Annotated in this window: 16 protein-coding genes; 3 read left to right on the plus strand and 13 right to left on the minus strand. The window is 68.6% G+C overall.

Annotation, left to right across the window (positions count from 1 at the left end; translation table 11 throughout):
• Positions 1 to 15: 15 nt before the first annotated feature.
• The 10 genes from QM841_RS00195 to QM841_RS00240 form a co-directional block, all read right to left on the minus strand.
• Complete coding sequence (locus tag QM841_RS00195; protein WP_283330499.1) at positions 16 to 516, minus strand: hypothetical protein; 501 nt, start codon at positions 514 to 516, stop codon at positions 16 to 18.
• Positions 517 to 552: 36 nt separating this feature from the next.
• Positions 553 to 1,344 (minus strand): DUF6390 family protein, encoded by a 792-nt coding sequence (locus QM841_RS00200; protein WP_283330950.1) that lies wholly within the window; start codon positions 1,342 to 1,344, stop codon positions 553 to 555.
• A gap of 24 nt (positions 1,345 to 1,368) precedes the next feature.
• Positions 1,369 to 2,496, minus strand: a complete 1,128-nt coding sequence (gene hypD, locus QM841_RS00205) for a hydrogenase formation protein HypD (protein WP_005258643.1) — start codon at positions 2,494 to 2,496, stop codon at positions 1,369 to 1,371.
• 25 nt (positions 2,497 to 2,521) lie between these two features.
• The gene (locus tag QM841_RS00210; RefSeq protein WP_005244643.1) at positions 2,522 to 2,794 is read right to left on the minus strand and encodes a HypC/HybG/HupF family hydrogenase formation chaperone; all 273 of its coding nucleotides are present in this window, start codon (positions 2,792 to 2,794) and stop codon (positions 2,522 to 2,524) included.
• Positions 2,795 to 2,820: 26 nt separating this feature from the next.
• Positions 2,821 to 3,921 carry a hydrogenase expression/formation protein HypE gene (gene hypE, locus QM841_RS00215; protein WP_105416728.1) on the minus strand — a complete coding sequence of 367 codons (1,101 nt, stop codon included), beginning with the start codon at positions 3,919 to 3,921 and terminating at the stop codon, positions 2,821 to 2,823.
• Positions 3,918 to 4,610: a D-sedoheptulose-7-phosphate isomerase gene (locus QM841_RS00220; RefSeq protein ID WP_005258645.1), complete on the minus strand. Its 693-nt coding sequence runs from the start codon at positions 4,608 to 4,610 to the stop codon at positions 3,918 to 3,920. Before QM841_RS00220 ends, hypE begins: the two co-directional genes overlap by 4 nt.
• Positions 4,607 to 5,356, minus strand: coding sequence for a HypC/HybG/HupF family hydrogenase formation chaperone (locus tag QM841_RS00225; protein WP_016884043.1), 750 nt, complete (start codon positions 5,354 to 5,356; stop codon positions 4,607 to 4,609). Before QM841_RS00225 ends, QM841_RS00220 begins: the two co-directional genes overlap by 4 nt.
• A 44-nt stretch (positions 5,357 to 5,400) precedes the next feature.
• Positions 5,401 to 7,707: a carbamoyltransferase HypF gene (hypF, locus tag QM841_RS00230; RefSeq protein ID WP_283330500.1), complete on the minus strand. Its 2,307-nt coding sequence runs from the start codon at positions 7,705 to 7,707 to the stop codon at positions 5,401 to 5,403.
• A 146-nt stretch (positions 7,708 to 7,853) separates the two neighbouring features.
• Positions 7,854 to 8,429: an ATP-dependent Clp protease proteolytic subunit gene (locus QM841_RS00235; RefSeq protein ID WP_283330951.1), complete on the minus strand. Its 576-nt coding sequence runs from the start codon at positions 8,427 to 8,429 to the stop codon at positions 7,854 to 7,856.
• Between the two features lie 80 nt (positions 8,430 to 8,509).
• Positions 8,510 to 8,782, minus strand: a complete 273-nt coding sequence (locus tag QM841_RS00240; RefSeq protein WP_061042299.1) for a helix-turn-helix domain-containing protein — start codon at positions 8,780 to 8,782, stop codon at positions 8,510 to 8,512.
• Positions 8,783 to 8,826: 44 nt separating this feature from the next.
• Between QM841_RS00240 and lhgD the strand changes: the two genes are divergently transcribed.
• Positions 8,827 to 10,029, plus strand: coding sequence for an L-2-hydroxyglutarate dehydrogenase (lhgD, locus tag QM841_RS00245; RefSeq protein WP_283330501.1), 1,203 nt, complete (start codon positions 8,827 to 8,829; stop codon positions 10,027 to 10,029).
• Here lhgD and QM841_RS00250 read toward each other — a convergent pair.
• Positions 10,026 to 11,423 carry a cytochrome P450 gene (locus QM841_RS00250; protein ID WP_283330502.1) on the minus strand — a complete coding sequence of 466 codons (1,398 nt, stop codon included), beginning with the start codon at positions 11,421 to 11,423 and terminating at the stop codon, positions 10,026 to 10,028. The two genes, lhgD and QM841_RS00250, sit on opposite strands and share 4 nt — an antisense overlap.
• Positions 11,424 to 11,520: 97 nt before the next feature.
• Between QM841_RS00250 and QM841_RS00255 the strand changes: the two genes are divergently transcribed.
• Positions 11,521 to 12,105, plus strand: a complete 585-nt coding sequence (locus tag QM841_RS00255) for a TetR/AcrR family transcriptional regulator (protein WP_128640024.1) — start codon at positions 11,521 to 11,523, stop codon at positions 12,103 to 12,105.
• A gap of 75 nt (positions 12,106 to 12,180) precedes the next feature.
• Positions 12,181 to 12,963, plus strand: a complete 783-nt coding sequence (locus QM841_RS00260; RefSeq protein ID WP_283330503.1) for a class II aldolase/adducin family protein — start codon at positions 12,181 to 12,183, stop codon at positions 12,961 to 12,963.
• A gap of 28 nt (positions 12,964 to 12,991) precedes the next feature.
• Here the strand turns inward: QM841_RS00260 and QM841_RS00265 are convergent, their stop codons facing one another.
• The gene (locus tag QM841_RS00265) at positions 12,992 to 13,951 is read right to left on the minus strand and encodes a C-terminal binding protein (protein WP_283330504.1); all 960 of its coding nucleotides are present in this window, start codon (positions 13,949 to 13,951) and stop codon (positions 12,992 to 12,994) included.
• Positions 13,948 to 14,583, minus strand: a complete 636-nt coding sequence (locus QM841_RS00270; protein WP_283330505.1) for a TetR/AcrR family transcriptional regulator — start codon at positions 14,581 to 14,583, stop codon at positions 13,948 to 13,950. The genes QM841_RS00265 and QM841_RS00270 overlap by 4 nt, the downstream gene beginning before the upstream one ends.
• Between the last annotated feature and the right edge of the window lie 24 nt (positions 14,584 to 14,607).

Genomic DNA, 14,607 nt, shown 5'->3' on the forward strand with positions numbered 1-14,607 from the left:
GCAGGACGACGGGACTTATCGCTTGTCCTTCTTCGCTTGCCGCCGTGCGCCTGCGGCGATGGTGGATGCTTCGAACTTCTTGCGGCCGGAGGATTTCCGGGTGGCGTCGACGCGCGCCTTGCCGGACGAGCCGACCTTGCCGTCGCTGTCGCCGAGCCCGCTGAAGGACGGGGCGTCGCTCCGGGCGCGGGCGAGTCGCGCGTCCTTCAGGTCGCGTGCGCTTGCACGGGCAGCCGTCGCCAACTGGCCGCTCACCCTGCTCAGCGCTGCCTCGAAGACTTCCACCTTGTCGGCATTGCGCTTGTTGGCCGCCTTACCGGCTCCGCGCGCGCCCTTGTCCGCGACCTTCGCCGCGCCTTCCTGGCGGTACAGCTTCACGTGCTTGTTGCGGGCACGGCGGACGCGGGTGTGCAATTTGATCAGCTTGTCCTCGTCCAAGTCGGCCATCTGAGCCTTCTTGGTCTCGCGGATCAGGACGAACTCTTCTTCGGACAGCGAGTTCAGAATCTTCTTCATGTCGGCTCCGATCCGGCCGCAGGCCGTGAGTTGTAGTCATGGTAGCGGGGAAACGTTCTCGCCGGTTCGTTTCCGTGAGGCCGGGGCCGCTTGCCGAAGCAGACGCTGATTGGTTTGTGCAAGTTGCCATTCCGTCTGCTCGCGCAACCGGTCCACCCGATCGGGGTCGAGACGGTCACACACGAAATCCCAGTGCACCGCCACCTGGTCGCCCACGGTGAGGTCGTGCACGAAAGCGCCCTCGGGCACGCGGTAGTCGGCCGGGTCGTCCTGCTCGGCCCCGAGCGACAACCGGGTGCCGTCCCACGACAGGCGGCGCGACCGGACGACGGCACGATCGTGATCGAGACCGACCACCTCACCCCAGCGGATGCGGCACGAGTCGAGAACCTGCAGCGGCTGAGGCATCCCGGTGTCCAGTAGTCGCGACCACGGGTACACGCCGAACACGTGAAAGTTGTGGGTGGGGGCCGCCTCCCCGAGCAGGTCCTCGGTGAGGTGCTTCCAGTAGTGGCCGGCCTGCGACGCGAGGCGGGCGAGCAGTGCCGCGCCGAACTCCGCGCGATCGATGCGGCCCGAGAGTTCGTCCGAGGTCCAGTAGGCTCGAACAACCCTCTCGTCCAAGGGGTCCGGGATTCCGGCGAGCTGGGCGATCACCTCCTGGTACGGCCAGGCGCCGCTGAACTGCTTCGCCAGCGCCACCACGTCGGTGTCCGGCGCCGCACCGCACGCGACCGCCTGTAGTCGCTCAGAGCCGGGAGGGCCGCAGTAGCCCAGGGCATTCGGGGCGTGCGCGTATTGCGCGAACACACGGTGCCCGGACGGCATCGTGTGTTCGCGCGGCATCACCGGTCAGCCTCGCTGACCCAGCAATTGCGCCGTCTCGCGGTGGAGCCGGCCGAAGTTGTAGTACGCGGCGCACGCGCCCTCGGGGGACACCATGCACGTGCCGATCGGCGTCTCCGGTGTGCACGCCGTCCCGAACACCTTGCATTCCCACGGTTTGATGACGCCCTTGAGGACCTCACCGCACTGGCACGCCTTCGGATCCGCCACCCGCACACCCGGCATCGAGAACTTCTCCTCGGCGTCGAACTCGGCGTAGTTGCGGTGGACCTTGAGCGCGCTCTGCGAAATGAAACCGAGCCCACGCCATTCGAAGTGCGGCCGCAGTTCGAACGTCTCGGCCATCAGTTTCAGTGCCTGCACGTTGCCCTCCGCGCGCACCACCCTCTTGTACTGGTTCTCGATCTCGCAGCGGCCCTCCCGGATCTGCTGGAGCAGCATGTGCACCGACGCGAGGATGTCGAGTGGCTCGAAGCCCGCGACCACCATCGGTTTGCCGTACACCTCGGACACGAACCGGTACGGCCGCAGTCCCACCACGGTGGACACGTGGCCCGGGCCGAGGAAGCCCGACAACCGCAGGTCGGGGGACTCGAGGATCGCCTTGATCGGCGGCACGATCGTGACGTGATTGCAGAACACACTGAAGTTCTTCACGCCCAGCGCCCGCGCGCGCACCAACGTCACCGCGGTGGACGGCGCCGTCGTCTCGAACCCGACGGCGAAGAACACCACCTGGTGGTCGGGATTGTCGAGCGCCACCTTCAGCGCGTCCAGCGGCGAGTACACGAAGCGGACGTCCGCGCCGCGGGCCTTGGCCTCGATGAGATTGCCCTTGGATCCGGGCACCCGCATCATGTCGCCGAACGTGGTGAAGATGACGCCGGGCTGTTCGGCCAGCCACATGGCGTCGTCGACACGGCCCATGGGGATGACGCAGACCGGACATCCCGGTCCGTGCACCAGTTCGACCGATTCCGGCAGGAGATGCTCGATGCCGTGACGGTAGATGGTGTGGGTGTGCCCGCCGCACACCTCCATGAACTTGAACTCGTCGCCACGGGCCAGTTCGGTGATGGATTTGACCAGGGCGCGAGCTGCCGCCGGGTCCCGGAATTCGTCGACGAACTTCATCCCTGTTACCTCGTTCTTGCTGTAGTCACGCGATTTCGGACGAGTTGAACGCGTCGATCTCGTTCACGTAGTCGGCGCCCATCTTCTGCACCTGATCCAGCGTCAGCTGCGCCTCGATCTCGTCGATCTTCGCCATCGCGAAACCGACGTGCACGAGCACCCAGTCACCGACGACGAGACCTTCTTCGGCGAGCAGTCGCACACTGATCGTTCTCTGGACGCCGTTCACGTCCACCTTGGCCAGATGCTGTTCGGCGTCGACGATGTCGACCACCTGACCGGGTATCCCCAGACACATCGTGGTTCTCCTTCTCGGGCTGTTCTTCAGCAGATTCGGGGGAGCGGGTCACCGACGAGCATGTCGACGATCCGGCTGCCGCCGAACGAGGTTCGCAGTGCGACGATGCCGGGCGGTTCGGCCAGGATCTCGCCGACCACGGTGGCATCGGCTCCCCGCGGGTGGGCTCGCATCGCCGCGACGGCCGCATCCGCCTCGTCCGCCGCGACGACGGCGACGAACTTCCCCTCGTTCGCGACGTACAGCGGGTCGATGCCGAGCATGTCGCAGGCGCCCAGCACCTGCGGCTCGATGGGCAGGGACTGCTCGTCCACGATCACGGCGAGCTGGCAGGCGTGAGCGAGTTCGTTGCACACGGTGCCGACGCCGCCGCGGGTGGCGTCCCGCATCCACCGCGTCGACGGGGCCGCCTTCAGAAGCGTCTCCACCAGCGCGTTCACCGGGGCGGTGTCGGAGGCGATGTCGGCCTCGATGGCGAGGTCACCGCGGGCGAGCATGACCGCCATGCCGTGGGCGCCGATGGTTCCCGACAACAGAACCTTGTCGCCGGCGCGCACGAGATCGGCCGACAGCCGCCTGCCCTCCGGGATGACACCGACACCGGCGGTGGAGATGTAGACGCCGTCGGCGGCGCCCTTGCCGACGACCTTGGTGTCGCCGGTGACGATCTGCACGCCGGACAGGACGGCCGCCTCGCTCATGTCGGCGACGATCTCCCGTAGTTCTGCGATCGGGAAACCCTCCTCGATGACGAACGCCGCGGACAACCACTGCGGGCGCGCACCGGACACGGCGAGATCGTTGACGGTCCCGTGCACCGCGAGATGCCCGATGGAACCGCCGGGAAAACGCAGTGGCTGAACCACGTACGAGTCGGTGGAGAACGCGAGCCGCTCACCTGAGGGCATGGTGAGCGCGGCCGCGTCACCGAGTTGCTCGAGTTCCTCGTTGCGGAACGCCTCGACGAACACCGCGTCGACGAGGGCCGCCGACGACTTCCCGCCCGCACCGTGAGCGAGGGTCACCACCTCGTCCAGCAGCCGCGGCCGGCGTTGCCGGAACTTGTCGATCCGCTCGAGGACCCGGTCTTCGCGTTCCGCCGAGGTGGCCGGTTCGGTGGTGCTCATGAAGCCTCCACGGAGTTGGGAGCGGGCCGCGTCATGTGTTCCTGGGCCACCGACCACAGCCGGTACCCGAGCATCGCGTGGCTCTCCTGGATCCGGTGGATGCTCTGCGAGTGGACGGTGTAGCAGAAGTCGAGTTCGCCGGCGGACGCCATCGCCGCCATCCGGCCGCCCTCGTGCCCGGCGAACCCGATGGTCAGCAGCCCCCGCTGTTTCGCCTCGGTGAGCGCGGTCATCAGGTCGTCGGAATTGCCCGACGTCGACAGTGCGATCGCGACGTCGCGGTCCCGGGCGTGCGCGATGATCTGCCGCTTGAAGATCAGATCGAAGCCGACGTCGTTGCCGAGCGCCGTCACCACCGCCTGATCGGCGGCGAGCGACCACGCCGCCACCGGGCGTCCGCGGGCGGGACGGCTGAACAGCGATGCCAGCGTGGCGGCGTCGGTAGAGCTGCCACCATTGCCGAACGTGTAGAGCCGGCCGCCGCGACGGAACCTGTCGGCCATGTCGATGCCGGCAGCGATCAGGCCGTCGCCGTACTCGTCGAGGGACTCCTTCTGCAGGCGAGCGCTCTCGGCGGCCTTCCCCCGCGCGGAGGCGGCGAGGTCGTCGAGGAGGCTCTGGGCGTCGGTTTCCTCCGAGTCGATGAACGGGTAGAGGAAGCTGGTGCTCTCCGAGTCGTGTGTCGTCATCGGTTCGCCTCCTGACCGGCGTCGTCGAGTCGCGTGATCGCGGCACCCGCGTGCACCAGGACGAGGTCGTTGGGCTGGACATCGCCGAGGACGCTGACGTCCACCCACTCCTCGCCCGCGGCGGTGCGGACCAGGGCGGGTCCGAGCGGTTCGGCCGGCTCGATCACCACCTCACCGAGACGCCCCTCGTCGCTGCACGTGACGCAGACCGTCTCGTCGCACTCCTCGGCGTCAGGCTTCAGCAATCCCGAGTGCTCGAAGCAGACGTGGGTGAGTTCCCACAGCAGGTGGTACATGAGGACGAACCGCCCGGTGGCCGGCACCATCGGATCCTCCGAGTCGACCCAGAGGATGTGGTTCGCCGCACCGGCCGGAGGTCGGGGGCCTGCCCCGATCCACAGCGTCATCGCGCCCCACGCCGGTGCGCGGCGCATCGCGTCGACGACGGCGGGTTCGTTCGCCGACGCCACGGCCAGCAGGATGTCGCCGGGCCTGCTCGCCACCCGGGCCTGCGCCACCGGATCGGGTTCGACGAGTGCCACCGACGGCAGCGCCCGTTTGCCCATGATCACGGGATGCACGAATTCGACGGCGACGTGATGGGCGTGCGGTTCCCACTGGGGTGAGATCACCCAGAGCGTCGCGCCGTCATGGAATCTGCGGGCGAGTGACAATGCTGCGGCGGCGAGATCCGCAGACAGGTCCGTGTCGACAAGGTGCCCGCCCGCCTCTGCGGTGGTGGTCATTCACTAGCTCCCGTCCCGGACCGGCCGGTCGGGGGCTGCCGACGTCACGGTCCGCGCATGGTTGCCGCGGCACCGATCACCGCCTGGCCGAGGGAGAGTCCTCCGTCGTTGGGAGGCACCCGGTGGTGGGTGAGGACTCGATAACCGCTGCTCTCCCAGTGTGCTCTCACCAGTGCGAGGAATAAACGGTTTTGAAAGACTCCTCCGGTGAGTCCGATCGTCGACGCGCCGGTCGCGGTGGCGGCCCGGTCGACGAGGCCGGCGGTGGCGGCGGCGAGGGCATGGTGGAAGCCCAGTGCGAGCGCAGCGGGCGGGGTCCCGTCGCGGAGTCCGGCGACCAGTCCGGACACCAGAAGAGGCAGCCTGAGCTGGTCGTTCTCCACGTCCATGGCCAGGGGAGCCGGGTGGAGGGCGGTCCGGGCGAGGGCCTCGAGTTCGATGGCCGCCTGCGCCTCGTAGCTGACCCGGTGCCGGACCCCGAGCAGCGACGCGACGCCGTCGAACAGGCGGCCCGCGCTGGTCGTCCTGACACAACCGAGACCCGACTGCAGTTGCGACTCCACGGCCGCGCGTTCCGCGGTGGGGATCGCCTCCACGCACGGCAACCCGTCGACGTCGGTGATCCCGCACTCGTGCAGCAGAGCCAGCGCCACCCGCACCGGATTCCGGACGGCGGCGTCACCGCCCGGCAACGAGAAGGGCTGGATGTGCCCCACCCGCCTCGTGTCGAGGATGTTCGGGCCGACGAGGAGGAGTTCGCCGCCCCACACGGTGGTGTCGCAGCCGTACCCGGTCCCGTCGAACGCGACACCGAGCACCGTCGTCCCGACCAGTCCGTGTTCGGCCATCAGCGACGCGACGTGCGCGTGATGGTGCTGCACGGTGAGCAGGGGGACGCCGGTCCTGTCGCTGTAGCGCCGGGCCCAGTGGTGCGTCGAGTAGCCGGGGTGCCGGTCGGCGACCACCGCCTCCGGGGTGATGCCGTGCAGATGCGTCAACTGCCGCACCGACGTCTCGAAGGCGCGCTGACTCTCCAGGCTGCCCATGTCGCCGAGGTGCGCCGAGCAGAACGCGTAGTCCTGCCGGGTCAGGCAGAAGGTGTTCTTGATCTCCGCGCCCACCGCGAGGATCTCCGGGCCGTGCGCGGGGAGCACGACGGGCAGCGGCGCGAATCCGCGCGAGCGGCGGATCGGCAGCACCGCCCCGGCCTCGACCGCGAGCACGGAATCCTCGCAGGGCACCGCGATGCGGCGGTCGTGCATCAGGAACACGTCGGCGATGTCCGCCAATCGAGTGCGGGCGTCGTCGTTGTCGAAACAGAGGGGCTCGCCGCTCAGGTTGCCGGACGTCATGACCAGCACCCGCGGAGGGTCGACGTCGCTGCCGGGGGTTCGGGTGAACAGGAGATGGTGCAGCGGGGTGTAGGGGAGCATCACGCCGAGGTCGTCGATCCCGGGCGCGATGTCGTCGGCAACCGACGCAGTGTTTGTCTTGCGCAGCAACAGGATCGGCCGGGCCGCGTGTCGCAGCAGCGCGCTCTCGGGCTCGGAGATCTCGCACAACTCGGCGGCGGCGGACAGGTCCGCGGTCATCACCGCGAACGGCTTGTCCGGGCGGTGCTTGCGCGCCCGCAGAGTCTCGACGGCGGTGGGGTCGGCGGCATCGCAGACGAGGTGGAATCCGCCGAGGCCCTTGACCGCCACGATCCGGCCGTCCCGCAACGCCCCCTGCACCGCGGTGAGGACGGCGTCGTCCCCGTCGATCCGGTGCCCGTCGACCTCGGCGAACAGGTGCGGACCGCAGTGGGGGCAGCACACCGGCTGGGCGTGGAACCGTCGATCCGCGGGGTCGCGGTACTCGGCGAGGCACGCCGCGCACAGCGGGAACTCGGCCATCGTGGTGTTGGGCCGGTCGTAGGGGAGGTCGGTGATCACCGTGAACCGCGGCCCGCAGTTGGTGCAGTTGACGAACGGGTGGCGATACCGCCGATCGTGCGGATCCGCCAGTTCGCGAAGACAATCCGCGCACGTCGCCACGTCCGGCGACACCAGCGTCCGCGCGCCGGGGACGTGCCGGCTGTCGATGATCCGGAACGACTCGTCGCCGCGCACCGGCACGGGCTGAGTGGTCGCGTCGACGATCACGGCCATCGGCGGCGCGTCCGTGCGCAACCGGCGCACGAACTCGGACACCGACGCCGACTTGCCCTCTATCTCGATGAACACGCTGACGTCGTCGTTGCCGCAGTGGCCGTGCAGTCCCAGGTCGTCGGCCAGTCGCGCGACGAACGGGCGGAAGCCGACCCCCTGCACGACCCCGTGGACCGTGATGCGCGATCGTTCGACCGTCATCCTCGGATGATTCCCCCGTCGAGGTGCGGGGCGCAAGAGCCTGCCCGTGCACGTCCGGCGGCACAGACGCACCCTTTCTCGGTTCGCGCACTCGAAATTGCGCCTGAATTCGTGCGCGGGAGCCGAAAGGGAGAGCGGCTGCCGGATTACTCGCCGTCGGCGGAGCGTGCGCCGGTGACGGCGTCGATCAGCCCGTAGTCGCGCGCCTCGTCGGCGGTGAGGATCCGGTGGTCCCGCATGTCGCCGATCACCGTGTCGACGGGACGCCCGCAGGAGTCGGCGATCCGCTGCTGCAGCCTCCGGAGCTGCTGCTCGTGGTGTTCGGCGGCGACGGCGACGTCCGACGCCGGACCGGTGCAGGACGTCTGCGGTTCGCGGAGGTGGAACGTGGCGTGCGACGCCGACGTCCGGCGGTCGGCGGGCGCGAGGAGGGCGATCGCCATTCCCCGGACGTCGCCGCGGCAGTGGACGTGCAGCGGGACGCCCATCAGATCGAGGGTGTCGAGGAGGACCGCGGCCGCGTCGATGTCGGCGTCGACGCCGTGCAGCCACAGCTGGACCTCCCCGTCGTCCGAGGCGTCGAGCAGTGCCAGCGACGCCGCCGCGCGGTTGGTGGCCTCGGCGTCGAGCCTGCCGGTCAGCGACACGATCCGTTTGTCGAACAGGCGCTCGGCCAGCCAGTCGGGACCGGGAGCGGGAGCGGGCACGGACGTGACGGGCATCGGGGCGGGCGGCTGCCGGGGGTCCGGCTGCCAGGGGGTGTGAAACGGCGGGACCTGTGGTGGGGTGGGTGGTGGCCAGATCATGGTGATGACTCCCGGTGCGCTGAGATCGTCCAGTCGACCGTCCGGCCCACGGCCTCCGCATACCGTTCGAGCGTCGACAGGCGGGGGTCGACGTCGCCGCGTTCGAGCCGTGCCACGGCCGATTGCGACGTGCCCATGTGGGCGGCGATCTCCGTCTGCGTCAGGCCGCGCTCGCGGCGAGTGGTGACGAGCTCGTCCAGCAGCGCTCGACGCCGATCGGACAGGTGCTCCAGTCCGGGAAAAGACGTGCGTCGAGGGGTGGTCGACATACCATCGATGGTATCTCGAAAACGGTATATACGGAGGGGTGCTCATGGCGAAGGTTCGTGCCGCCGTCATCGGCGGCGGCATCATCGGTCTGGCGGTCGCCCGGGAACTTCTGCACCGCATGGACGCCGTCGAGGTGACGCTGTTCGAAAAGGAGACCCGGGTCGCGGCCCACCAGACCGGACACAACAGCGGCGTCGTCCACGCCGGCCTGTACTACCCGCCGGGCAGCCTCAAAGCGCGCCTGTGCCGCCGTGGTGTCACCCTCCTGCAGCAGTACGCGGAGGACAAGGGTGTGGCCTACGAGGAATGCGGCAAAGTGGTGGTCGCCCACGACTCGTCCGAAGTGGCGCGGATGGACGCCATCTTCGACAGAGCGGTCGCCAACGGGGTCCCCGGCATCCGCAAGGTCGCGGGGGAGGAGATCCCCGAGATCGAACCGCACGCACGCGGAGTCGCCGCCGTGCACTCGCCGCACACCGCGATCATCGATTACGTGGCGGTCGCGGAGGCTCTCGCCGCGGACATCGCCGCCGCGGGTGGACGCGTGCTCCTCGGCCGGGAGGTCGTGGGCCTGGACAGCCGGACCGCGGAAACGGTGGTCACCACCCGGAACGGCAGCGAGGCCTTCGACCTGGTGGTCACATGCGCGGGACTGCAGTCCGACCGGGTGGCACTGATGTCGGGTGAACCGCGATCGCCTCGCGTGGTGCCCTTCTTCGGCGACTACTTCCTGCTCGAGCCCGAACGGTCCTCGCTCGTGAAGGGGCTGATCTACCCGGTTCCGGATCCGCGGTACCCGTTCCTCGGGGTCCACCTCACCAAGCGAATCGACGGGCGAATCATGCTCGGACCGAACGCCTTTCTCTCCTTCGGGCGGGAGGCATACGACCGTCGGGGGTGGTCGGCGGCGGACGTGATGTCGGCGGTCGGGTTTCCCGGGTTCTGGCGGTTCGCCGTGCACAACACCGCGGCGGCGGTCCGCGAGGCCCGCACCGTCCTCAGCACGGGCCAGTTCGTGAAGGAGGCGCAGAAGTACGTGCCCGACGTGTGCCGCTCCGACGTCACCCGCGGACCCCGGGGCATCCGCGCTCAGGCGATGAACGCCGACGGCAGCCTCGAGGACGACTTCGTCATCACCGGGTCGGAACGCGTCGTTCACGTCCGGAACGCGCCCTCACCGGGTGCGACGTCGTCCCTCGCCATCGCCGAACACGTCGTGACGGAAGTTCTGGCCCGCCGGGTCTAGCGCCTGCGGAGCTGGAGCGTGAAGCCCTCGGGCATGAGGGTGAGGCGCTCGGCGACCTTCAGTCGATAGTCCGGGTCGCCCACGATGTCGTAGCGCCGCAGGATCGTGCCGAGAACCAGGACCGCCTCGTGGAGGGCGAACTGTCGTCCGATGCAGGCGCGCTCGCCGGTCCCGAACGGCTTGTACACGTGCGCGGGCCGGGACCGGATGCGCTCGGGGAGGAAATGGTCGGGGTCGAACGCCTCGGGATCGTCACCCCACACGGGGTCGCGGTGCAGGGCGGGGATGAGGACGAGCACCCAGTCGCCGACCTTCATCGGGTACTTGCCGACGAGGGTCGTGTCGACGGTCGCCTCCCTGCCGTACGCGGGGGCCGTCGGCCACAGCCGCAACGATTCGTCGAGCACCCGGCGCACGTAGCGGAGCTTCGCGATCTGCTCGAACGCGGGCTCTTCGTCGCCCCAGACCGCATCGACCTCCGCCTGCGCCTTTGCGAGGACGTCGGGATGACGCGACAGGTAGTACAGGGCGAACGACAGTGCCCCGGAGGTGGTCTCGTGTCCCGCGACCAGGAACGTCACCACCTGGTGCCGGATGTTCAACTCGTCGATCCGATGGGGGTCGTTCTCCCGGGCGGCCCGCAGCATGAGTTCGAGCAGGTCCTCGGGGCCGTCCTCGGTGCTGTCGCGGCGGGCACGAATCACCTCGTCGACGACCTCGGCCATGTGTTCCAGGTTGGCGACGTTGCGTCGATCCGACCGTCGCGTCAGCAGGCGTCCGAGCGCGCTGGACTTCACGAACGTGGTGCGCTGCGAATGGCTCAGCGCACCGACCATCGCCTGCACGAACGGGTGCGGCCGGTCCCGTCTGAAGGAGTCGAAGGAATAGCTGAAACCGGTGCGGCCGATGGTCTCGAGCGTCAGCTTCGTCATGTCGGAGGACACGTCGACGGGGGAGCCGTCCACCCGCTCGTCCCAGTGCTCCGTCAGTTCGCCTGCGACATCCAGCATCGTGCGGTGATACGACCGCATCGCGGATTTCGTGAACGCCGGGGCGAGGAGGTTGTGCGCTTTGCTCCAGTTCGGCTCATGGTTGTAGGCGGTGAACAACCCGTCGCCGCCGACCTCGCGCAGCGACGCGACGCCGGGTGCCAGGTGTTTCGCGAACCGGGATTCGTCGGAGAGTTCCGCGACCATGTCGGCACCGGAGGCGAACACGAACCGATTGCCGAGGACGTTGCGCTCGAAGATGGGCCCGAGTTTTCTGCCGATCTCCATCGAATTCTGCACGGGAGTGCGGATGCTGATCCCGAAGACGTCGCCGACGACGGGGAGCCGCCATCGAGGATGCGGGATGGTCGCCTCCGCCGTGGTGTGCAGTGATTCGACGCTCATGTCGACCCCCGTGTCGATGTGGCCTGCGTTACTGAATTGATGTCTAGTACGCAAGGTACGCCTTACTGAACCGGTGTCAAGCAGTACGGTGACTGGCATGACCAGCGCCCGCCGACGACTCGCCCCGGAGCAGCGCCGGGCGCAGTTGCTCGACATCGGCGCGCGGCTGTTCGCGGACCGCCCCTACGAGGACGTGTGGATCGAGGAGGTAGCCGAACTCGCCGAGGTGTCGCGCGGATTGATGTACCACTACTTCCCGACGAAACGGGATTTCTTCGCCGCGATCGTCGAACGCGAATCCGAACGACTGCTCGACGTGACGGCCCCCGACTCCACCCTCCCCGTCGAGGAACAGGTCGCGGCCGGCCTCGACGCGTACTTCGAGCACGTCGCGAGCCACCGGCACGGAGTCCGGGCCATCAACCACGGCGCGCTGTCGGCCGACGCCGACATCCGGGCCATCGTCGAGCGGGAACTCGATGCCCAGCAGCGCCGCATCGTCGACGCGCTCGATCCCCCCGACAGTGAGCGGGAACTCGTCGGCGTCGCGGTGCGCGGATGGATCGCCTTCGTCCGCGCCGTCTGCATGGACTGGCTCGACCACCCGTCAATCGCCGAGGGCGAGCTACGTGAACTCTGCCTGCGCTCCCTGCGGGGCATGCTGGGTGGGCGGCTCGACTGAGCCGAGGGCTGGCACTTAAATAAATCAGTTGATATATTTAAGCCGAAATCCCTTCGGTGATCAAGGAGATCCCGCATGAGTGCACCCACCGTTACGTCGCAGGGCCGAACGAGCCCGGCGAAGACCGAGGCGGAACTGCGTCGTGAACTCGCGGCGGTGTACCGCCTGCTCGCGCATTTCAAGATGACCGACCTCATCTTCACGCACGTCTCGGTCCGGATTCCCGGGCCCGAACATCATTTCCTCATCAACCCGTACGGCCTGCTCTTCGAGGAAATCACCGCCTCCAACCTGGTGAAGATCGGACTCGACGGCGAACTCGTCGAACCGTCCGAATATCAGGTCAACCCTGCGGGATTCGTGATCCACGGCGCGATTCACGAGGCCCGGCCGGACGCGCAGTGCGTGCTGCACACCCACACGAAGGCCGGGTGCGCGGTGGCCGCGCAGGAGCACGGACTGCTGCCGCTGAACCAGATCTCGATGGAGTTCTACAACCGGGTCGGTTACCACGACTACGAGGGCATCGCCCTCAACACGGCCGAACGCGTGCGGTTGGTCGAGGACCTCCGCGACCATCCCGCGATGATCCTGCGCAATCACGGACTGCTCACCGTGGGCGAATCCGCCGCCGAGGCGTTTCTGCGAATGTTCTATCTGGAGAAGGCGTGTGACATCCAGATCGCCGCCCAGGCGTCGGGTGAACTGCGCGTTCCGTCGCCCGAGATCGCCGAGCACACCGCGCGACAGTTCGCCGGCGAGGCCACGGACGACTACACCGACGATCAGGCCTACGAGATGGCGTGGGCGGCGCTGCTGCGGATGCTGGACCGGACCGCCCCCGATTACAAGGACTGACAGCGGCCTGCCGAGACTGGCAGGGCGATCACATCCCCGGTGCGGCGACGACGCCCACCGGGGATGTGCCCGTCAGGACCGCCGCGACATTGCGGGCCGACTGCTGCGCCAGGGTGCGAGCGACCTGCGGTGAGTACCACGCGGCGTGCGGGGTGATCACGAGGTTCGGGATCTGCAGGATCGGATCGTCCTGTGCGGGAGGTTCTTTCGGAAGGACATCGACGGCCGCACCCGCGAGGTGTCCACTGCGTAGTGCTGCGCCAAGTGCGTCGTGGTCGACGAGTCCGCCGCGGGAGACGTTCACCAGATACCCGCCGCGCTTCATCGTCGACAGCGCACGCTCGTCGATCAGACCCCGCGTCTCGGAAGTCAGGGGGACGTGCAGGCTCAGCACGTCGGAGCGGCGCAGCAGTTCCTCGAACCCGACCACCTCGATGCCCGCGGCCGCCAGTTCCCCGGCGCGGTCGCCCAGCCCGCGGCCGCTGACGAGGACGGTCATCCCGAGGGCTCGGGCGCGCAGTGCGAAAGCGGCGGCGATCCGGCCGAAACCGTAGAGGCCCAGCACGGTTCCCGCGATCCGCCGCGGCGGTGCGGCGGTGACGTCCCACCCGCCCGCACGCACGGAGCGGTCGAGGGCGTGGGTGGATCGGAGCAGTCCGAGGGTGAGCGCGAGCGCGTGGTCTGCGACCTCCTCGGTGCAGTAGTCCACCGCGCGCGTGACCCAGAGGCCGCGTTCGTGGGCCGCCGACACCGGCAGGTGGTCGTACCCGGCGGACGTCGCCGACAGCAGTCGCAGGTCCGGGAGATCCGACAGGTGACGGGGCTCGAGTCCGGTGTTCTCCGGACCCACGAGCAGGGCGATGACGCCCGGGCCGGACGGGAACTCGGACTGGTGCACGACGTCCGCGGAAATACCTGCGGCGGCAAGCGAATCGGACAATTCTTCGGCCGGAATGAAGTCGTCGAGGACGACGACGCGGTCGGTCATCTGCCTACTGCTCCCGCTTCTTCGGTGGTCCGTCGTACGGCGGCGTCCACGCAGCGGGCGGCGGCGTCCTCCGCGCTGATCGCGTCCATGACAACGGGATCCAGGATGGCCTGCAATGCAAGACCGTCGGTCAGTGCCACCAGCGCGACGGTGACGGCGTCCGCGTCGAGGTCGGTGGAGACGGTGCCCTCCCGCTGTGCGGCGACGACCGACTCGCGCACGACGCCCCGCCAGCGGGCGAGGAAGGCCGCGATCTCACCGCGCGCCGTTTCCTCGGCCGCGCCCTCCGCGTAGAAGAACAGGAACACGCGGGTCATCGCCAGTCGGCGTTCGTCGAGCGGCAGGATGCTGGCGGTGATGTTCCGCAGCTTCTCGATCGGGCCTGCGCCCTCCTCGTCGAGGATCGTGCGGTACCGGTCGCCCTGGATGTCGCCGGCCCGGCGCAGCGCCGCGAGGAGCAGTTCGTGCCGGGACCCGAAGTAGTGGTTCAACACTCCGGTCGACCACCCGCTCTCCTCCGCCACCGCTCGCGTGGTGACGGCGGAGATCCCCTCCCTGGCGATCAACGCGAGAACGGCGTCGGCGAGCGCCAGTCTCCGCTCGTCGTGGTCGACGATCTTCGGCACGATCATTCCTCCCGCTCGTGCGCACTCACT

The sequence above is a fragment of the Rhodococcus sp. IEGM 1307 genome (assembly GCF_030056915.1).
GTDB lineage: Bacteria > Actinomycetota > Actinomycetes > Mycobacteriales > Mycobacteriaceae > Rhodococcus_F > Rhodococcus_F opacus_D.